17 protein-coding genes and 3 pseudogenes are annotated in these 19,040 nt (G+C 55.0%); 11 read left to right on the forward strand and 9 right to left on the reverse strand.

All coding sequences use genetic code 11. The annotated features are described in order from the left end of the window. Positions 1-188: 188 nt before the first annotated feature. Positions 189-1,540 (reverse strand): IS3 family transposase gene (locus tag GKR98_16680; GenBank protein QMU59671.1). Its coding sequence is split into 2 segments (ribosomal slippage): positions 189-1,202 and positions 1,205-1,540, totalling 1,350 coding nucleotides; the frame shifts between segments, so codons are not numbered across the junction. Between the two features lie 169 nt (positions 1,541-1,709). On the opposite strand from GKR98_16680, the gene GKR98_16685 reads away from it, so the two are divergent. From GKR98_16685 to GKR98_16705, 5 genes and pseudogenes are all read left to right on the forward strand, one after another. Then, positions 1,710-2,264 (forward strand): hypothetical protein, encoded by a 555-nt coding sequence (locus GKR98_16685; GenBank protein ID QMU59672.1) that lies wholly within the window; start codon positions 1,710-1,712, stop codon positions 2,262-2,264. Positions 2,265-2,344: 80 nt separating this feature from the next. Then, positions 2,345-2,485, forward strand: a pseudogene (locus GKR98_16690) (DDE-type integrase/transposase/recombinase). 156 nt (positions 2,486-2,641) lie between these two features. Further along, positions 2,642-4,044: pseudogene (gene uxaC / locus GKR98_16695) on the forward strand (glucuronate isomerase). After that, positions 4,041-5,471 (forward strand): mannitol dehydrogenase family protein, encoded by a 1,431-nt coding sequence (locus GKR98_16700; protein QMU59673.1) that lies wholly within the window; start codon positions 4,041-4,043, stop codon positions 5,469-5,471. The pseudogene uxaC and the gene GKR98_16700 overlap by 4 nt, the downstream one beginning before the upstream one ends. 411 nt (positions 5,472-5,882) lie before the next feature. After that, the gene (locus GKR98_16705; GenBank protein ID QMU60148.1) at positions 5,883-6,293 is read left to right on the forward strand and encodes a redoxin domain-containing protein; all 411 of its coding nucleotides are present in this window, start codon (positions 5,883-5,885) and stop codon (positions 6,291-6,293) included. Between the two features lie 25 nt (positions 6,294-6,318). Here GKR98_16705 and GKR98_16710 read toward each other — a convergent pair whose 3' ends face one another. Then, entirely contained in the window at positions 6,319-6,987 is a 669-nt protein-coding gene (locus GKR98_16710) for an FCD domain-containing protein (protein ID QMU59674.1), read from the reverse strand. A 323-nt stretch (positions 6,988-7,310) separates the two neighbouring features. Between GKR98_16710 and GKR98_16715 the strand changes: the two are divergent. Then, positions 7,311-7,514 (forward strand): annotated as a pseudogene (locus GKR98_16715) (TRAP transporter substrate-binding protein). Between the two features lie 74 nt (positions 7,515-7,588). Here the strand turns inward: GKR98_16715 and GKR98_16720 are convergent. The 4 genes from GKR98_16720 to GKR98_16735 all read right to left on the reverse strand — a co-directional run bounded on the left by GKR98_16720 (position 7,589) and on the right by GKR98_16735 (position 10,787). Beyond that, a protein-coding gene (locus GKR98_16720) for an IS3 family transposase (GenBank protein ID QMU59675.1) occupies positions 7,589-8,940 on the reverse strand; the annotation gives its coding sequence in 2 pieces (ribosomal slippage) (positions 7,589-8,602 and positions 8,605-8,940; 1,350 coding nt in all). Positions 8,941-8,984: 44 nt separating this feature from the next. Continuing rightward, a complete protein-coding gene (locus GKR98_16725) occupies positions 8,985-9,350 on the reverse strand; it encodes a DUF4102 domain-containing protein (protein ID QMU59676.1) in 366 nt (121 codons plus the stop codon). A 231-nt stretch (positions 9,351-9,581) separates the two neighbouring features. Next, positions 9,582-10,154: an NTP transferase domain-containing protein gene (locus tag GKR98_16730; GenBank protein ID QMU59677.1), complete on the reverse strand. Its 573-nt coding sequence runs from the start codon at positions 10,152-10,154 to the stop codon at positions 9,582-9,584. A 108-nt stretch (positions 10,155-10,262) separates the two neighbouring features. After that, positions 10,263-10,787, reverse strand: coding sequence for a DUF2799 domain-containing protein (locus tag GKR98_16735; protein QMU59678.1), 525 nt, complete (start codon positions 10,785-10,787; stop codon positions 10,263-10,265). A 160-nt stretch (positions 10,788-10,947) separates the two neighbouring features. On the opposite strand from GKR98_16735, the gene GKR98_16740 reads away from it, so the two are divergent. After that, the gene (locus tag GKR98_16740; protein QMU59679.1) at positions 10,948-11,649 is read left to right on the forward strand and encodes a 23S rRNA methyltransferase; all 702 of its coding nucleotides are present in this window, start codon (positions 10,948-10,950) and stop codon (positions 11,647-11,649) included. On the opposite strand, the gene GKR98_16745 is transcribed toward GKR98_16740, so the two are convergent. Continuing rightward, entirely contained in the window at positions 11,650-12,585 is a 936-nt protein-coding gene (locus GKR98_16745; GenBank protein QMU59680.1) for a zinc transporter, read from the reverse strand. Between the two features lie 83 nt (positions 12,586-12,668). On the opposite strand from GKR98_16745, the gene GKR98_16750 reads away from it, so the two are divergent. The 3 genes from GKR98_16750 to GKR98_16760 are packed head-to-tail and all read left to right on the forward strand — an operon-like array spanning position 12,669 to position 14,709. Then, a complete protein-coding gene (locus GKR98_16750; protein QMU59681.1) occupies positions 12,669-13,157 on the forward strand; it encodes a transcriptional repressor in 489 nt (162 codons plus the stop codon). After that, entirely contained in the window at positions 13,151-13,906 is a 756-nt protein-coding gene (locus GKR98_16755) for an ATP-binding cassette domain-containing protein (GenBank protein ID QMU59682.1), read from the forward strand. The genes GKR98_16750 and GKR98_16755 overlap by 7 nt, the downstream gene beginning before the upstream one ends. Continuing rightward, positions 13,903-14,709: a hypothetical protein gene (locus tag GKR98_16760; protein ID QMU59683.1), complete on the forward strand. Its 807-nt coding sequence runs from the start codon at positions 13,903-13,905 to the stop codon at positions 14,707-14,709. The genes GKR98_16755 and GKR98_16760 overlap by 4 nt, the downstream gene beginning before the upstream one ends. On the opposite strand, the gene GKR98_16765 is transcribed toward GKR98_16760, so the two are convergent. Together GKR98_16765 and purD are read right to left on the reverse strand one after the other, a co-directional pair. After that, positions 14,706-16,103, reverse strand: a complete 1,398-nt coding sequence (locus tag GKR98_16765) for an FAD-binding protein (protein ID QMU59684.1) — start codon at positions 16,101-16,103, stop codon at positions 14,706-14,708. The genes GKR98_16760 and GKR98_16765 overlap by 4 nt on opposite strands. Positions 16,104-16,182: 79 nt before the next feature. Beyond that, a complete protein-coding gene (gene purD / locus GKR98_16770) occupies positions 16,183-17,448 on the reverse strand; it encodes a phosphoribosylamine--glycine ligase (GenBank protein QMU59685.1) in 1,266 nt (421 codons plus the stop codon). Positions 17,449-17,521: 73 nt separating this feature from the next. Between purD and GKR98_16775 the strand changes: the two genes are divergently transcribed. Beyond that, positions 17,522-19,015, forward strand: a complete 1,494-nt coding sequence (locus GKR98_16775) for an exodeoxyribonuclease VII large subunit (protein ID QMU59686.1) — start codon at positions 17,522-17,524, stop codon at positions 19,013-19,015. The last annotated feature ends 25 nt before the right edge of the window (positions 19,016-19,040 follow it).

A 19,040-nucleotide genomic window follows, 5' to 3' on the forward strand; every position in this document is an offset into this window, starting at 1 on the left:
AATTTCCAAGTGTTGCTGACAAGGTGGTCAATGGCCGCCTTGTGCCGTCTGCTCGGTTTAATCTGTCTCCAGCCCGTCTAAAGACCGTCGGACATTTCGGCAAGCTCGCGTCTGTGTCCGTCGTCAGGGTTTTGGGAACCAAGAGTTGCTTAAACAAGTAAAGAGTTTGGCTCGTCTGGTTGATGTTATTATGCGGCGCGCTGTCTGTGATGCAAGCGCCGCGCTTCGAGCGTCTTTCGTTTGATCCTTTCCCGTTGTCTTAGAATGGCTTTGTCACGCCCGAAGTAGACGTCGGCGGGTGTGACGTTGTTCAGGCTCTCGTGGTAGCGCTTGTGATTGTAGTGATCGACGAAGGCTTCGATCTGGGTTTCGAGGTCTCCCGGAAGGAAGTAGTTCTCCAATAGGATGCGGTTCTTCAGGGTTTGATGCCACCTCTCGATCTTGCCCTGTGTCTGGGGATGATATGGTGCGCCCCGAGAATGCTTCATGCCTTTGTCCTGCAGCCATTCAGCCAGATCGCCAGAGACGTAACTGGACCCGTTGTCGCTGAGGAGGCGGGGTTTGTGGATGACGTGAACCTGATCGCACCCTGATGCTTGTAGCGCCAAATCCAGGGTGTCCGTCACGTCCTCTGCCCGCATGTTCGTGCAGAGTTTCCACGAGATGATGTAGCGGCTGTAGTCGTCCAGGATTGTGCTGAGATAGAACCAGCCCCAGCCAAGCACTTTGAGATAGGTGAAGTCGGTTTGCCAAAGCTGGTTGATCGCAGTGGTCTTGTCTTTGAACTCGTTTGCCGCCTTGAGCACGATAAAGGCCGGGCTGGTGATCAGATCGTGGGCCTTCAGGGCCCGATAGACTGAAGATTCCGAGACGAAGTAGCGCTCCCGATCCGTGAACGTCACTGCCAGTTCGCGCGGCGACAGCTCCGTCTCCTGCAGCGCCAGCTTGACGACCTTGCGCCGGACTTCGTCGGGGATGCGGTTCCAGACATGTCTGGGCTTAGGCGCTTGATCCACAAGGCCAGCGTCGCCGCGCTGCCGATACCGATCATACCAACGGTAAAATGTGGTGCGGGGGATGCCCAGCTTTGCCAATGTTCGACGAGCAGACAAATGCGACCCCTCAACAAGCCGGATGATCTCCAACTTCTCAGATGCAGCATACCTCATTCTTGGTCGCCCCCACCGCCGGTCATGCTTTTTTTGAGAAGACGCAGTTCCAGTGTTTGCTCGGCAACGACCTCCTTCAGGTCTCGGGCTTCGCGGCGCAGGTCCTTGACTTCGTCGGTCGTAGCCGCACGCGCCGTATCTCCAGCAAGCCGCCGTTTGCCAGCTTCCATGAAGTCCTTGGACCATTTGTAGTAGATACCTTGAGATATTCCCTCACGACGGCACAACTCAGCAATGCTGTCTTCGCCACGCAAGCCATCCAGCACGATCCGGATCTTCTCTTCTGACGAATACTGTTTGCGCGTCGCGCGCTTGATCTCTTTGACGATCTTCTCGCCGGGGCTCCTGCGAGTTCCAGTTGTCTGTCTCATGTCCCACTCCTCAGTGGTTACGATGAGCCAACAAAACTCTCTTATCAAATTAACCTAATTGGACCCATAGGCGCTGACTTCAGACAACTGTGCCACAAATGCCCTCAGACGAAGTCACCCGCATTATCATTTGATAAGTCACGCCATGATGGATTTACGAACGTTTTTGATGCAGTCGCCTGACTTGTCAGACATTGCTAACGCGGACGCTTTTGCAGCTGACTGGAAGCAAAAGCGGTTGAACAAGGGGGCGCACCTGACGCGACAAGAACAGCCCGAGGCGGGTGAATACATTGTCTTGGAAGGTTGCTTGGCGAGCAGTATTTGTGACCAAGACGGTAAAGAAGTTTGCGTCGGATTCTATGTGGGTCCCTGTGTTGTCACGCCAAATATTGCACGAACGCGCGGCGGTGTGTCGCTCGTGTCCATCGCTGCAACGACCGATGCCTTGCTTGCCAGGATCGACAGTGATCTGCTTTCAAAACGGATGATTGCATCTGAACCTGTGCGCAATTGGGCCAATGCTGTCCTGCGGGAAGCGTTAAGCCGGAAGGTGGATCGAGAATGGTGTCTCGCCGCTCTTGGTGGAGCCGAGCGGCTCACATGGTTTCGCGAAGCATTCCCCGGCTTTGAAGACATCTTTACCCATACGTTGATTGCGTCTTTCTTGGGGGTCACGCCTGTCACAATGAGTCGTTTGCGGGCCAGCGATAAACGCGGGTAGGATTGGCTCTGTTCACAAAGCTCTTTCTCCATGCGTTAACGGCGTTGCCCATCGGGTCGAGGTAGTCGACGGTTTAGAACGCAGCCGATGAAATCAGGGACAAGACAACCAGATCGAGCCAACACTGGCAGACCGACTTCACCTATCTGAAAGTCATCGGCTGGGGCTGTCTCTTTCTCAGCACAATCCTGGACGACTACAGCCGCTACATCACAAGCTATTCTGAAACAACAAGAAAGGATCAAACAGAAAACCATGGAAACACGCCGCTTGCTTCACCGCAAAACAGCCGCATAATCAAACAACCAAGATGAGCCCGAAACTCTCTCAGTTCAGGCTACCCAGAAGACCACAATCTCTGAAGACGGACATTTCAAATGGCACTTGATCCGGACCGACTATTTCCGTCTGAGCCCTCGACAAGAAAAGTTGCTCGAGAGCTATACCGAGCCGTGTACGACCTGCCAATCATCAGTCCACATGGACATACGGACCCCAGATGGTTTGCGGAGAACGATCACTTTCCGGACCCAGCGCAACTTTTTGTAATGCCAGACCACTACGTTTTTCGGATGTTTTTTCCCAGGGCATCCCGCTAGAGGCCCTTGGTGTGCCGCGGATCGACGGCGGTCCAACAGAAACCGACGGACGAAAAATCTGGCGCCTTTTCGCAGAAAATTTCTACTTGCTTCGCGCAACTCCATCCAAAATGTGGATCGATCATAGCTTCGAGTATGTCTTCAACCTAGCAAAGCCATTCGGACCTGAAACGGCGGATGAATTCTACGACCATATCTCGGAATGCCTCACGAGCGATGAATTTCGACCACGGCAGCTTTTCGGTCGGTTCGGTATCGAAACCCTCAGCACAACAGAAAGTGCGATCGATCCGCTGTCCTGGCACCAGAAGATAAACGCGTCGGGTTGGTCGGGGCGAGTTATTACAGCTTACCGCCCTGATAACGTCATTGATCCGGAATTCGAAGGATTTGCCGACAATGTCGCTGTATTGGGCGAGTTATCCGGTGAAAACACCAGTACTTGGGACGGCTATCTTGCGGCGCATCGCAATCGACGCGGATTCTTTAAGTATATGGGGGCAACATCCACCGATCACGGGCATCGATCGGCGCGGACGGAGAACTTGCCGCAAGTGGACGCTGCGGCGCTTTTTTCTAAGGCCTTGTCTGGCAAATGCTCTGCTGAGGAAGCGGACGCTTTTAGAGGTCACATGCTGACCGAGATGGCGCGGATGAGCTTGGAAGACGGTCTAGTGATGCAAATTCACCCGGGGTCCTTTCGAAACCATTCAAGCACCTTTATGGCGCGCTTCGGTCGAGACACGGGTTTTGATATACCCACGCGCACAGACTTTGTCGGCGCGCTTCGTCCTTTGCTGGAGGCTGTCGGCACAGACCCACGATTGACGATCATTGTCTTCATGCTGGACGAGTCGACGTTGTCGCGAGAGCTGGCCCCTCTTGCCGGGGTGTATCCCGCTTTGAAACTTGGGCCGCCCTGGTGGTTTTTCGACAGCCCCGCAGGAATGATGCGGTTTCGGGAGCTGACGACTGAGACGGCTGGTTTCTATAACACGGTGGGTTTCAATGACGACACACGCGCGTTTTGCTCGATCCCCTCACGGCACGACATGGCGCGCCGGGTAGATTGCGCTTACTTGGCCAGATTGGTTCTTGCCGGCCAGTTAACCGAGGGAGAGGCGCACGACCTTGCCGGGGAACTTGCGTTTGGGCTTGCGAAAAAGGCATATCGCTTGTGATTGAAAAGCCGCGCATCGCGCGCCAGAGGCTCGCTCCAAAACCCGGCATTGTTCATCTCGGATTGGGCGCATTCTCCCGGTCGTTTGTGGCCCCCGTCGTCGAGGACGCGGTCGGTGCTGACGGAGGTGACTGGGGCATCATTGGTGCCAGTCTCAGATCTCCAGATATCCGGGATCGTCTTGAGGTACAGGATTTTGTGTACACGGCTGTTGAAATGGCGCCGACGGGACAGCACGGGCGAATATTGAACGTGCTAAGCGAAGTTATCTTCGCACCAGAAGCGCATGATCTTCTTCTTTTACGAATGGCGGATCCGACGACCCGTATCGTTTCCCTGACGGTGACTGAGAAGGGCTATTGCTATGTCCCCGGCGCGGGAGCTATGGATTCCGATCACCCTGATGTTCTGCACGACATCCAAAGCCATGTACCCCGCAGCGCGATCGGCTTCATCGTTCGCGCACTTGAGATGCGAAAGCAGGCTGGTCTGCGTCCTTTCACGGTTCTGAGTTGCGACAACCTGCCGAACAACGGCTGCGTCACTCGGAAGGTTGTCATCGGTCTGGCCCGGATGATTGATCCCGGCTTGGCCGCTTGGATTGAAGACGAGGTGCGCTTTCCCTCCACGATGGTCGATCGGATCGTGCCTGCTACCACGCCAGAGAACATCGGGGGACTCGCTGATGATACAAATACCGTCGATGAAGCGCCGGTATTCCATGAGCCGTTTCTGCAATGGGTGATTGAGGACAGCTTTGTTGACAATGCACGCCCAGCTTTCGAGAAAGTCGACGGCGTTCAGATAGTTCGGGATGTCGCGCCGTTTGAACTCATGAAGATCCGCATGCTGAACGGAACGCATTCAGCGCTTGCATACCTGGGATATCTTGCGGGACACGAGACCATTGCGGACACTGCGGCAAATCCCCTGTTTGGGAAATTCATTCGCTCTATCTGGTCGCGCGAAATTATTCCAACGCTCGAGCCACCCGAAGGTGTCGATCTGGAACGCTACGCGGACGATCTGTTCGCGCGGTACTCCAATCCGGCCATCCGACACAGAACCTGGCAAATCGCCATGGATGGAAGCCAGAAACTCCCGCAACGCATCCTGGGAGCGGTTGCGGACAACTTGACGGCAAATCGCCCGTGTGACGGCCTCTTCCTCGCGGTGGCGGCATGGATGCGCTATGTGGGCGGCACGGATGAAAACGGCAATCCGATTGACGTCCGAGACCCTCTTTCTGTCCGTCTGCGGAATCTCTCAAATGGCGCTGAGGGTCCGGATGAAGCTGTCGACGCCTTGCTTTCGGTGAGCGAAGTCTTCGGATCGAGTGTCGATCCCATTATCCGAGAAGGTGTCCTGGCCGCCTACCGTCGATTGATTGCAAAGGGCGCAGAGGCAAGTGTGGGTGACGTCGCATGATCGAACGACGCTACACAGGGGTAGGTTACCTCCGATCCAAACATCGTTGTCTTTACAACATGTTGTGGATTAGTCTCTGGGTATTAACCTACACCCTGCGTCAAGCTGGCCACATAATCGGAGATGTATCGACGTCTGCTTTACGTGCTTCGCAACTGCGGCGAAAACAGCTATGGAAGTTGGCATCCCGAGTAGCACCAAAAATTCTTGAGATCACTGTTTTAATTTGGGCAATCACATGCGAAGGAATGGAGATTGCGAACGCGCCTAAGTCTCGGCTCGCCAGATTCTAAGGGGATTTTAGTGACTACAGCCAAACCTAATGTTGGTGCGAAAGTTGAAGAAACGAGGTTTTCAATTGTTGGTCGCGCCGGGGCAATTGCGATTGGCCAGCCAAAAGATCGTTGGACGATGCTATTTGTCTATCGTGGTAAGCACTGCCCCCGTTGCAAACGTTTCCTCAACAAACTGAATGCGGCGTTGCAGAATTGGTTGGATGTGCTGGATGTGGTTGTCGTGTCTGCTGATATCGAAACGAAAGCCGCTGCTGACAAAGAAGAGTTCGGGTGGGAATTTGATCTCTGCTACGGAATGACGGAAGCGCAAATGCGATCGCTTGGCCTTTATGTGTCTTCACCTCTTTCGGAGGTGGAAACGACAGGTTTGTTCGCAGAGCCCGGTGCATTTGGCATCCGTCCCGATGGAACCTTGATGCTTGTTGATATCTCAAACGGACCGGCTGCCCGACCTGATCTCGAAGAGCTTTTGGACGGCATGAAGTTCAATATCGACAATAACCGCCCGGAACGGGGAACGGCCTAGGTGCAGCTACTTTGTGGCCCAACGTCTACTCGAAATAGTCGGGGTGCGTCTTGTGGATGAAGTCGATTGTCTCATCAAGGCGTGACAAATGATTTCTGATCGAACATTGGGCACGTTCAAGATTGCCTGATGCCATCCCTTCCGCGATTTCACGATGATCCGAAAGGATCGATTCTGCTTCGCTGTGTTTCTCGAGACTAAGCAAGCAGAGCCGATCTACCTTCTGCTTGCATTCCAACATCACTTCGAATGCCAAGGGATTGCCCCCAAGCACGTAGATCAATTTGTGAAAGTCATAGTCCAACGTGTGAAAAGCAGCCAAGTTGCCGTCACTGAGAGCCTTCTCCTGAAGTTCAAGGTTCTCTGCCAGTTCCTCTTCACACGACGCATCCCAAACCTGAACTGCGCGGTGCACGACCTCCAATTCAACTGCCATTCGAACCAATCTTGCAAGCGCCACGCGTTCCATCGAAAAACCGCGCACTTCGGTGGCTTTTTGAGGGCGGATGACAAGAAGATCTTCGTTGCCGAGCTTGGTGAAAGCGTTGCGGACTGGTTGGCGAGAGACACCAAAACGGCGGGCCACTTCCGTCTCGGACAGCTTTGTGCCGGGAAGGATTTCGAGCGAAACAATCTCACTATGCAATGTTTCGTAGACCGCATCGGTTGTGGTTCGTCTTACAATATCTTCCACGGATTCTCGCTCCAGCCCTCATTTCTTGTTCAGCTCTCAGGTTGCGGTCTCATCTCTAAGAGATTGAAATTGAATGTTAATAAATCTGATCATTTTTCCATTCAACCAAAACCTGTCCTCGACGTATCAAATGCCGTGTCACCGCTCCTGTCAAGCCAACTTGCATACTAGACACCGGCTATTGACTTAACTTGGATACTAGTCTCCCTATGGGCGGAGCAGTGATTCCGGCTCTGGGAGGAAGTGGGAAGTGTCATAGCTCTCGACCTCCCTATGCAACACAAGTGCCTGATGCTGCCCATGATAACGGGGGAGGAGAACCCATGACTTTTACGAAATCGCTTTTTGCTGCTGCAACAGCTGCGGCGCTAATTGCAACGTCTGCATCCGCTGAAAACTGGCGCGCTTGGAACATTCACAACGACGGCCACCCGAACACGGCTGCGATGGACAAGTTTGCCGAGCTGGTTAACACAGCTACCAGTGGCGAAGTTACAGTTGATGTATTTCACGGCGGCGTTCTTGGCTGTCCGTCGTCAGGGTTTTGGGAACCAAGAGTTGCTTAAACAAGTAAAGAGTTTGGCTCGTCTGGTTGATGTTATTATGCGGCGCGCTGTCTGTGATGCAAGCGCCGCGCTTCGAGCGTCTTTCGTTTGATCCTTTCCCGTTGTCTTAGAATGGCTTTGTCACGCCCGAAGTAGACGTCGGCGGGTGTGACGTTGTTCAGGCTCTCGTGGTAGCGCTTGTGATTGTAGTGATCGACGAAGGCTTCGATCTGGGTTTCGAGGTCTCCCGGAAGGAAGTAGTTCTCCAATAGGATGCGGTTCTTCAGGGTTTGATGCCACCTCTCGATCTTGCCCTGTGTCTGGGGATGATATGGTGCGCCCCGAGAATGCTTCATGCCTTTGTCCTGCAGCCATTCAGCCAGATCGCCAGAGACGTAACTGGACCCGTTGTCGCTGAGGAGGCGGGGTTTGTGGATGACGTGAACCTGATCGCACCCTGATGCTTGTAGCGCCAAATCCAGGGTGTCCGTCACGTCCTCTGCCCGCATGTTCGTGCAGAGTTTCCACGAGATGATGTAGCGGCTGTAGTCGTCCAGGATTGTGCTGAGATAGAACCAGCCCCAGCCAAGCACTTTGAGATAGGTGAAGTCGGTTTGCCAAAGCTGGTTGATCGCAGTGGTCTTGTCTTTGAACTCGTTTGCCGCCTTGAGCACGATAAAGGCCGGGCTGGTGATCAGATCGTGGGCCTTCAGGGCCCGATAGACTGAAGATTCCGAGACGAAGTAGCGCTCCCGATCCGTGAACGTCACTGCCAGTTCGCGCGGCGACAGCTCCGTCTCCTGCAGCGCCAGCTTGACGACCTTGCGCCGGACTTCGTCGGGGATGCGGTTCCAGACATGTCTGGGCTTAGGCGCTTGATCCACAAGGCCAGCGTCGCCGCGCTGCCGATACCGATCATACCAACGGTAAAATGTGGTGCGGGGGATGCCCAGCTTTGCCAATGTTCGACGAGCAGACAAATGCGACCCCTCAACAAGCCGGATGATCTCCAACTTCTCAGATGCAGCATACCTCATTCTTGGTCGCCCCCACCGCCGGTCATGCTTTTTTTGAGAAGACGCAGTTCCAGTGTTTGCTCGGCAACGACCTCCTTCAGGTCTCGGGCTTCGCGGCGCAGGTCCTTGACTTCGTCGGTCGTAGCCGCACGCGCCGTATCTCCAGCAAGCCGCCGTTTGCCAGCTTCCATGAAGTCCTTGGACCATTTGTAGTAGATACCTTGAGATATTCCCTCACGACGGCACAACTCAGCAATGCTGTCTTCGCCACGCAAGCCATCCAGCACGATCCGGATCTTCTCTTCTGACGAATACTGTTTGCGCGTCGCGCGCTTGATCTCTTTGACGATCTTCTCGCCGGGGCTCCTGCGAGTTCCAGTTGTCTGTCTCATGTCCCACTCCTCAGTGGTTACGATGAGCCAACAACTCTCTCTTATCAAATAACGCTATTTGGACCCATAGGCGCTGACTTCAGACAGAAGGCATCGACAGCAACATCGGCAAGACAATGCAGATTGCGTTCAGCTTCCCGCCTTTGCCGTTCACGCTCTTTGATTGGGTCTCGGCCATCTCTCACAACAGATCGCCACTTTTCTGCATACTTCCGTGCGTCTTTCAGAGAGATGTCTCGAAGCGACCCCAATCCCATCTCTCTGCGGCGACCATGGACAGTCACTCGAAGGAACCACTGTCCTCCACCATCAATCCGCTTGTGAAGCCACAAACCACCACCGTCGTTATACTTACCCGGCTGCGCGGCCTTGACAGTTGAATGGTTGAGCTTGTTCAATGTATGCGACATCAAAATCCACCTTTTCGTCCACCCATACAAATGGGATATCATGAAACGTGGTTGAACGCCATGAAATGCTAACATCATGCAAAATAGATATAAAAAGTTTTTGGTGGCACATAGTGAAGTATTGGCGGACGTCGATGACATGCCGTGTGGGGGCACCAGATATCAATGGCTTGGCAGATCCGCGTTTGATGTTTGATCCTCGGCGTGCCTGACCGGTTCGCCTTCCGAGAATTAGTGCAACGACCGCATTGCCGACTCAAGGTCCGCTTGTGTGTCGATGTCGTGCAGCTCTTCTTGATTGGTTACGATAATCGATGTTGCTGGCAGCGATTTCAGAATTGAACGCGCGCCAGTCTCACCCTCAATGGCTGCCAGATCGGGGAACATCTTTGCCGGAAAGCAGGCCGGGGGCATTCTTCGCACGCCATCGCCGCTCGCCGAGGCTGTGGTGTCTGTGCAATTAGACAGAACCGCTTGCAAATGCCGCGTTGTGACAAAGGGCATGTCTGCGAGCATCACCAGAGCTCGCGATGCTCCCCGTTCTTGAGCGGCGAGTATTCCAAGTCGCAGGCTTGTTGATTGTTGGATTTCAGAGTTCGCAGTGCGCACGAGTTGAAAACCATCGCATTCTTCGGCGACGTCGTCGCTTGAAGCGACGGCGATCAGTATATCCGGTGAAAGTGATACCAGCGTAGAGACGGCGTGCCGGACCAAGGGGCGCCCCCCGAGATTAGCCATGAGCTTGTCTTGATCGCCAAACCGAAGCGACCGACCCGCCGCCAAGAGAATACCGGCTGTTTTCATAACTTTATTTAATGCGGCCTTCCCAAATAATGCAACTAAATGACAGGTTTGAAGGCTCCGCAAGAACACGTAAGAAAGCAGGGTGCGATTAATACCGGAGTGTGGAGATTATCTGAAATGGTGTCGCCTTGCCCTCAGATGCAGGATGTCCAACCGCAATGCCATTCTTTCGCCAGTCAGGATGATGCGGGCTGGATCATCTGACGGCAGCTTTTTCAATTCCGCATTGATCTCGCGAATGCGCGCCTCGGCCTGTCGGATATCGCGCCCAATCCGATACCAGGTCAATCCGCGGTCGTTCTGATATTCCAACACGTCCACCCCTTCAACGGGGCAGACATCGCGTAGATGACGTCCATCGGCGCCTTCATCATAGGCATTATCGGGTGTGCAATAGAGCTTCAGCCCGTCCTGGCGGCCAGACTCCCAAAGACTGCGCACAGGGGCGATACCGATATCGTTGCAGGCCTTGGCATGCTGGCGGATAAAGGCAGGTCCACGTCCATTCACTCCATCCTTGAAGCCGATTTGCTCCCAATCCCCGGCTCGACAGGTGTCGTCATCCAAAGTGGCACATGCAGCCAAACTGATGGCGGCAAATGTCCCGGCTAAAATCGCACTCGTCACTTTCATGGTAATTTGACCTATTTCATCGCCCCGAAAAACGTCGCAGAACCGATTCCGCAACGTCGCAGTTTCCTACCAAATCTGCCGTTGATATGCTCTATCAAAGCACTGTCGCTTGTTATCAATGCGATCTCTTTGTATCCGCTAGGTCCTGAAGGAGGCGCAGATGCCGAAGAATTCCAGTGGACGCGGTGCGCGTGACTTGCGTGTAAAGGTCAAATCAGCGCGCGGGCGTAAACTCAGCTCGACCCTTTGGCTCGAGCGGCAACTGAACGATCCCTATGTTCGCCGTGCGCAGGCCGAAGGATATCGGGGCAGGGCGGCCTTTAAAATTAGCGAGTTAGACGACAAGTATCGCTTTCTCGTGCCGGGTGCGCGTGTTGTGGACCTGGGCTGTGCGCCCGGGGGGTGGTGTCAGGTGGCCGTCAAGCGTGTGAATGCACTGGGCGAAAAATCCGGTAAGGCCATTGGCAGTGTATTGGGCGTGGATTTGCAAGAGGTTGAACCAATTGCCGGGGCCGAAATCCACGTTCTGGACTTCATGGAAGATGACGCTGACACCAAAGTGAAAGATTGGCTGGGCGGACAGGCCGATGTGGTCATGTCTGATATGGCCGCTGCCAGTTCGGGCCACAAACAGACAGACCATCTAAGGATCATAGCACTTTGCGAGACAGCGGCAGATTTTGCCTTTGATGTTTTGGCGCCGGGCGGCACTTTTGTTGCTAAAGTGCTGGCAGGCGGAGCCGAAAGCAGTCTTCAATCCCTATTGAAGAAACGTTTCGACAAGGTCGCCAACGTTAAGCCCGGAGCATCCCGCGCTGACAGCTCGGAAAAATTTGTGGTCGCAACTGGATTTCGAGGCTGATCAGCTGCAGTTCGCCAATGCGTCTGTCATGGACTGGATAAGTTGACCATAAAGCGCGGGCCCGGGTTCAAAGGCACTGCCCAAAGGGTCGACCTGGTAAACTTTCACATCCAGTCCTTCGAACACCAAATCCAATAGCCCCGGCTTGGCCGTCGGTTCGCTTAACGCGCATTTCACATCCACGGCCAGAACATTTTCGCGAATTTCGGCAAGTCTTGCTGGGCCGGGTGCCGAGGCATCGCTCAAAGAAATTGCCGCCAATGCGCCTACAGAAAAGCGGGCTTCGAAATATTGGTATGCGTCATGAAATACGACGTATCGGGGTTCCTTGCCGGCTAATTTTTCGTGGGCTACATTTGAAATTTCTGTAATTTTTTGAACGGTATTCGCTGCGTTCTTTAAGTAAATTTCAGCGTTCTCCGGGTCGGCAGTTGTCATCGTGTCCGCGATAATTCCAATCCAGGTAATGGCGTTCTCAGGGTCCAACCAAGCATGGGGGTCTAAATCCTCGTCGCCGTGGTCATGCCCATGATTATGTCCGTGCCCGTGTTCGTTGCCATGATCGTCGTCTATGTCGCCGAAAAGCACGGTCTCCCGAAACTCAAGCTCCTTTGTGCCATCGGTGTGCAGAAGTTCGACAACCATGGCATCGCTGGCCAAGTTGTTTATCGGGCCTTCCATCCAGGGCATCAGTTCTTCTCCAATCCAGAACACTGCATCAGCTTCCTGCAGGGCAGCGGCTCTAGACGGGCGCAAATCATGGCTGTGAGCCGAAGCACCTGCTGTCACCAATAGATCCGGCGATCCCAGATCACCCATCACCATGGAAACCAGCGAATGAACCGGCGCGATATCAGTGATCACTCGCGGAGCTTCTGCAGCCACGGGTCTGGCCGCTGCGAGAAATGTAAGTGATGCTAGCGCCTGTCTTAACATTCGGTGTGCTCCAAATCGAAAGGATGCACTTGATAGTTGTTATATTATATCATATCAACCCCGAAATTGAACCAAGGCCACAGATGACCACCATCGGATTTTCACAACACGATCACCATTCCTGCATCGCCGAAAACGTCGCGGCGGCCGAGGCGCATTGCGTCGATAATGGCTTACAATTTACGACAGTGCGGCGTCGTGTTCTGGAGATACTACTGCAAGAGCATCGCGCACTTGGAGCGTATGAAATTTTGGACCGGCTTCGCGACGAGGGTCTTGAATCACAACCCCCGATTGCTTATCGTGCCCTTGATTTTCTTGTCAAAATTGGATTTGCGCACAAAATTGAAAGGCTAAACGCCTTCATCGCCTGTGCCCACCCAAAAGAAGAGCATGCACCTGCATTTCTGATCTGCCAAAGCTGCGATTCTGTCGCCGAGGCTCACGCAGTTCTGGACAAGGGAGATCTGGCTAAAACAGCCCGTGCCGCCGGTTTTAGAATTGAGCGCACTGTCGTCGAGGCCGAAGGCATTTGCCCAAACTGTGCGTTGGTCGAGGCGGCATCATGCTGATCTCAGCAAAAGGTGTTTCTGTCAAACTTGGCGGCAAGACGGTGCTCGCTCACGTAGATTTCGGCATCGAGCCAGGCGAGATTGTAACGGTTGTCGGTCCAAATGGTTCTGGCAAATCAACTCTTTTGCGCACACTTGTTGGCGCACAGCGTGCCAGTTCGGGTGTGGTGACCCGTCAGCGCGGTCTGAAAATCGGCTATGTCCCGCAACGTTTGTATATCGACCAAACTTTGCCGCTGAACGTACGGCGGTTTCTTGATCTTCCGCGGGCTATTGACGATGAAGTTGCGGCAGAGGCTCTTGGACAAGCTGGTGCGACTGGACTGGAAAATTCGCAGATGTCCGGACTGTCTGGTGGTCAATTCCAACGTGTGCTTTTGGCGCGTGCGCTGTTGAACAAACCGGACATCCTGATTCTAGACGAGGCAACACAAGGACTGGATCAACCGGGTTCGGCGGCTTTCTATCAACGTATTGAAACAGTTAGGAAGTCCACCGGTTGCGCGATCCTGATGGTCAGCCACGAATTGCACGTCGTTATGGCAGCGTCCGACCGGGTCATCTGTCTGAATGGCCATGTCTGCTGCGAAGGCGCGCCGGAACACGTCGCCTCGGCGCCCGAGTATCGCGCATTGTTTGGGACCGGAACCCACGGAGCACTGGCTCTTTATCGGCACGAGCACAATCACAGTCACGATCACTCGCATGGCCATGACCACAATCACGACCATCACGAGTCTGCATCATGAACCCATTTGACGACTTCATGTTCCGCGCAGCCCTGGCCGGTGTTGGTGCCGCAATCGCTGCAGCACCGCTGGGATGTTTCGTTGTATGGCGCCGAATGGCCTATTTTGGCGATGCCACCGCACACGCTTCAATCCTGGGTGTCGCATTAGCTTTCACATTTTCGACGTCAGTTTTTGTCGGGGCTCTGGCCGTCGCGTTGGCCATGGCAGTCATAGTGTCGTCGCTCAGCGGGCGCGGATTGGCGACCGACACGCTATTGGGCGTTATGGCTCATTCGGCTCTGGCGTTCGGGCTGGTTGCGGTGTCTTTCCTGCAAGGCATTCGAGTGGATTTGATGGCGTTCCTGTTTGGCGACATTCTGGCTGTGGGGCGATTTGATATCGCAGTGATTTGGGGGGGCGCAGTTCTGGTTGTGGCATTGTTGACGTGGCGTTGGTCATCTTTGTTAACGGCAACACTGAATCCGGACCTTGCTTATGCCAGTGGCATTGATCCGCGCCGCGAACAGTTGGTTCTGACCATTGCTCTGGCGTTGGTCGTTGCAATTGCAATCAAGATCGTCGGCGCACTTTTAATTGCGGCGATGCTGATCATACCCGCCGCCGCAGCGCGGCCCCTGTCCAAAACACCCGAACGGATGGCCGCAATTGCTGCCCTAATCGGTGCGCTCTCGGTCGTTGTCGGTCTGAGATCTGCGTTCATATTGGACACCCCCGCAGGGCCGACCATTGTTTGTGTCGCAGCTCTGATCTTTGCCGTTTCAAGCCTGGTCAGTGGTTTGCCCAGTACCCGCGTGCGTTAAACAATCTTACCGGGGTTCATGATGTTATCAGGATCGATTGCGGCCTTGATCGCCTGCATCACATCGGTCGCTTCGCCAAGTTCCTTGCCAAGGTACTGGCGTTTCCCCTGACCAATACCATGTTCACCGGTACATGTACCGTCCATGGAAATCGCAAGTTCTCCCAGCCAGCTGATGAAGAAATCAGCTTTCTCCAACTCTTCGGCGTCGTCCATATCCACCAAAATGGTTGTGTGGAAATTTCCGTCTCCGACATGCCCGATAATCGGTGCTATCAGCCGCAATTCATCCAGTTTGGTTTGACATTGCGAAACGCAATCTGCTAGGCGCGAAATCGGGACACAAACATCTGTCGTGATACCCTGACACCCTGGTTTTAAAGCCAAACCAGCCCAATAGGCATCGTGCCGCGCCTGCCAGAGTTTGTTGCGCTCTTCGGTCGAGGCGGTCCAGACAAAGTCGGTTCCACCTTCATCCTGAGCAATGTCACCGAATTGATTTGCCTGTTCGGCAACTGCGTTTTCTGATCCATGAAACTCCAGCAGCAATAGCGGGGACTCGGGCAACGCCGTCTTTGAATAGGAATTCAGCGCCTTGACGAACATCGCATCCAACAGCTCTATCCGCGCAACCGGAATGCCCATCTGAATAGTCGAAATTACCGCCCGGCACGCCGACTCGATAGACGGAAATGAACAGGTCGCTGAGGACATCGCCTCGGGTATCCCATGCAGTTTCAGTGTAATCTCGGTAATAATTCCTAACGTGCCTTCGGACCCAATAAACAGTCGGGTCAGGTCGTATCCGGCCGAGGATTTCTTGGCGCGCTGACCCGTGCGAATAACCCGCCCATCTGGCAACACGACCTTCAGGGAAAGGACGTTATTTTTCATCGTTCCGTAGCGCACTGCGTTGGTGCCACTGGCGCGGGTTGCTGCCATTCCACCAAGGGACGCATCAGCACCGGGATCAATCGGGAAGAACAGGCCCTGGTCCCGCAAATATTCATTGAGTTGAGTTCGCACGACGCCCGGTTGTACCACGCAATCCAGATCCTCCGGGTGCACAGCCAAAACGGCGTTCATATTCATTAAATCGATACAGATCCCACCAGCGGCTGCATTCACATGCCCTTCCAGCGAAGTACCAGTGCCAAAAGCAATTACGGGCACCTTATGTGTCGCACAAACTCTAACGATGTTTGAAACTTCGTCTGTCGATATTGGAAATGCCACGCCATCTGGCGGCTGGTTTTCCAGCCAGGTCGTCGTATGTCCGTGCTGCTCTCGCACGGTGGCCCCGGTCCGAAATCGTTCGCCCAATTGTTGCTTCAAGATGCCAAGGACGGTTTCAATGCCGTCTTCGTTACGCGGAAAAGCTGTGATTTCAGGCATTTCAAACCCCGAATTGGTCAGTCTCGCCGACCATAGTCGATGGATGCCGGGCTGCAATACCTGCGCATTGTCTGCGAATTTAGTTCAATGCACGCCAACCTATATCGCGCCGCACGAATCCCTCGGGCCAATCGATCCGGTCGACCATGGAATAGGCAGCGTCTCGCGCCTGGCTAAGACTTTCTCCTCGCGCGGTCACCGCTAAAACGCGTCCGCCCGTTGCCAGATAACGGCCACTGTCGCGCGACGTTCCTGCATGGAAGACCATTGCGCTGCTGTCGTCGCCAATTTCAGACAGCCCCTTGATCTCGGTGCCTTTTACATATGCGCCAGGATATCCGTCTGCCGCCATGACAATGGTCATGGCATGGTCATCGGCCCAATTCACATTCGCGTCGGCCAAACGCCCTTCGGCGGCGGCATGCAGTAAATCAAAGGCCTGTGCGCCCAGGCGCATCATCAAAACCTGACACTCAGGATCGCCAAACCGAACGTTGTATTCCACTAAGCGCGGTGCGCCGTCCTTGATCATCAATCCGACGAACAAAACCCCCTGAAATGGCGTGCCACGCCGCGCCATTTCGTCTAGCGACGGTTGCACGATCTCATCCATCACCCGCTGGGTTACGGCGTCGCTCATCACTGGCGCGGGCGAATACGCCCCCATGCCGCCAGTGTTGGGGCCTGTGTCGCCTTCGCCAACGCGCTTGTGATCCTGTGCGGTGCCAAAGGGCAGGGCGGTCTCGCCGTCGCACAAAACGAAGAACGAGGCTTCCTCGCCATCCATGAATTCTTCAATCACCACTTCAGCGCCTGCGGCACCAAATTCTCCACCGAACATATCGTCAATCGCGGCAATAGCCTCGGCCTCGGTCATGGCGACAACCACGCCCTTGCCCGCTGCCAGCCCGTCGGCTTTGACCACAATCGGCGCGCCCTGAGACCGCACATAGTCCCGCGCGCCTTTTTCTTCGGTAAACCGGGCCCACGCGGCGGTCGGGGCATTGGCCGCATCACAGACTTCCTTGGTGAAGGCCTTCGACGCTTCTAATTGAGCCGCCGCTTTCGACGGACCAAAGACAAGAAAACCAGCACTGCGCAAATCATCGGCAATACCCATCGCCAAGGGCGCTTCCGGCCCGACGATCACGAAGTCGATGGCGTGTTCTTCGGCAAAGGCAACCACTGCTGCGCCGTCTTCGATATCCAATTCAGCGCAAGTCGCAAGCTCGGCGATCCCGGCATTTCCGGGCGCCACGATCAGCAAATCACACTTGGGGTTTTGCAAGGCTGCCCAGGCCAGTGCATGTTCCCGTCCGCCGCCGCCCAAAATCAGGATATTCATTGCGCCCCGCCTGCTTCACCTTCGTTGCCGCGCGTTCTAAGGTTGCCCCCGACCAAGCACAAGGCAAACGCGCATGGACCTGTTCGAAGACACCGCCGGCGACAACGCGCCAGAATTCACCGTTTCGGAGATTTCCAGCGCCGTGAAGAAGGTGATCGAGGGCGAGTTTGGCCGCATCCGCGTGCGCGGTGAAGTCGGACGCGTGTTCAAAGCTCGCTCGGGGCACTTGTATTATGACGTCAAGGACGACCGGAACGTACTTGGCTGCACCACATGGAAGGGCCAGATTTCGGGCCTCAGCGTGGTGCCGGAAGAAGGCCTGGAAGTTGTCGTCACCGGCAAGCTCTCGGCCTTCGGCGCGCAGTCGAAATATAACATGAACGTCGATGAAATGGCCGTGGCGGGCGAGGGCGCGCTGATGGCCATGCTGGAAAAGCGCAAAAAAAAGCTTGAGGCCGAAGGGCTTTTTGACCCCGCCCGCAAACGAAAATTACCCTATCTGCCTGAGATTATTGGCGTCGTCACATCGCCGCAGGGTGCCGTTATTCGCGATATCCTGCACCGGCTGCGCGAGCGGTTTCCGCGTAAAGTTCTGGTCTGGCCGGTTGCTGTTCAGGGTGAGCGCAGCGCACCCGAAGTTGCCGCTGCGATCCGGGGGTTTAACGCGCTGACCCCCGGCGGAGCCCTGCCACGCCCGGATTTGCTGATCGTCGCGCGCGGCGGCGGATCGATCGAGGACCTTTGGGGTTTCAACGAAGAAATCGTCGCGCGCGCTGCCGCTGAAAGTGCGATCCCTCTAATTTCGGCGGTCGGCCACGAAACAGATACGACGCTGATTGATTTTGTCTCGGACCACCGTGCGCCGACTCCGACTGCTGCCGCAGAATTGGCAGTGCCCGTTCGTCTGGACCTGCTGGTGTGGGTGGACGGACAGGATGCCCGCCTTAGCCGGGCTGTGTCCCAAGGCGTTCAGCGACGACGCGAACGCCTGCGTGACCTGGCCCGGGTTCTGCCGAAGGCCGAAGCGTTGCTGTTTGATCCACGCCAGCGACTGGATCGAATGGATGACGCCCTGCCGCGCGCTCTTCAGCGGATGGTTGAACGAAAATCCAGTGAACTTACGAGGCTTTCCGGCGCAATCCGCCCGGCGGCATTGCGCAATCGCTTGGCCGCAGAGCGTCTGCGGTTGGAAACACTGTCGGGTCGCTTGACCCCGGCTTTGTCGCGGGTCGTGTCATTGAACGGCGAGCGCGTCAAACGCCAGCGCGAGGCGCTTACGGTGCTGGCCCCGCGTTTGAACAGCGCGATGGCGCAAGGGTTGAAGTCCAAAGGCGATCGTGTCGAGGCGTTGGAACGTGTGCGCCGCAGTGTCGGTTACGTCGAGACATTGAAGCGCGGATATGCGGTTGTGCGCGATGGTGAAGCGATTGTGACTTCGGCAACACAGGCTGGATCAGCGGCCGCGTTGGAACTGGAATTCAGGGATGGTCGCGTCAGGATCGGTGATCAGTCGAAAAAACCCGCGCAGAAATCGACAAAACCACCCGAGCAGGGAACACTTCTTTAGGCTTCAGAGTTTCTTGGTTCCCCTC

Source organism: Boseongicola sp., assembly GCA_014075275.1.
Taxonomy (GTDB): domain Bacteria; phylum Pseudomonadota; class Alphaproteobacteria; order Rhodobacterales; family Rhodobacteraceae.

Coding starts and splice junctions, on each gene's coding strand:
- GKR98_16685 (QMU59672.1), top strand. CDS start 1,710: ATGCAGTCGCCTGACTTGTCAGACATTGCTAACGCGGACGCTTTTGCA.
- GKR98_16705 (QMU60148.1), top strand. CDS start 5,883: ATGCTATTTGTCTATCGTGGTAAGCACTGCCCCCGTTGCAAACGTTTC.
- GKR98_16725 (QMU59676.1), bottom strand. CDS start 9,350: ATGTCGCATACATTGAACAAGCTCAACCATTCAACTGTCAAGGCCGCG.
- GKR98_16730 (QMU59677.1), bottom strand. CDS start 10,154: ATGAAAACAGCCGGTATTCTCTTGGCGGCGGGTCGGTCGCTTCGGTTT.
- GKR98_16735 (QMU59678.1), bottom strand. CDS start 10,787: ATGAAAGTGACGAGTGCGATTTTAGCCGGGACATTTGCCGCCATCAGT.
- GKR98_16740 (QMU59679.1), top strand. CDS start 10,948: ATGCCGAAGAATTCCAGTGGACGCGGTGCGCGTGACTTGCGTGTAAAG.
- GKR98_16745 (QMU59680.1), bottom strand. CDS start 12,585: ATGTTAAGACAGGCGCTAGCATCACTTACATTTCTCGCAGCGGCCAGA.
- GKR98_16750 (QMU59681.1), top strand. CDS start 12,669: ATGACCACCATCGGATTTTCACAACACGATCACCATTCCTGCATCGCC.
- GKR98_16755 (QMU59682.1), top strand. CDS start 13,151: ATGCTGATCTCAGCAAAAGGTGTTTCTGTCAAACTTGGCGGCAAGACG.
- GKR98_16760 (QMU59683.1), top strand. CDS start 13,903: ATGAACCCATTTGACGACTTCATGTTCCGCGCAGCCCTGGCCGGTGTT.
- GKR98_16765 (QMU59684.1), bottom strand. CDS start 16,103: ATGCCTGAAATCACAGCTTTTCCGCGTAACGAAGACGGCATTGAAACC.
- purD (QMU59685.1), bottom strand. CDS start 17,448: ATGAATATCCTGATTTTGGGCGGCGGCGGACGGGAACATGCACTGGCC.
- GKR98_16775 (QMU59686.1), top strand. CDS start 17,522: ATGGACCTGTTCGAAGACACCGCCGGCGACAACGCGCCAGAATTCACC.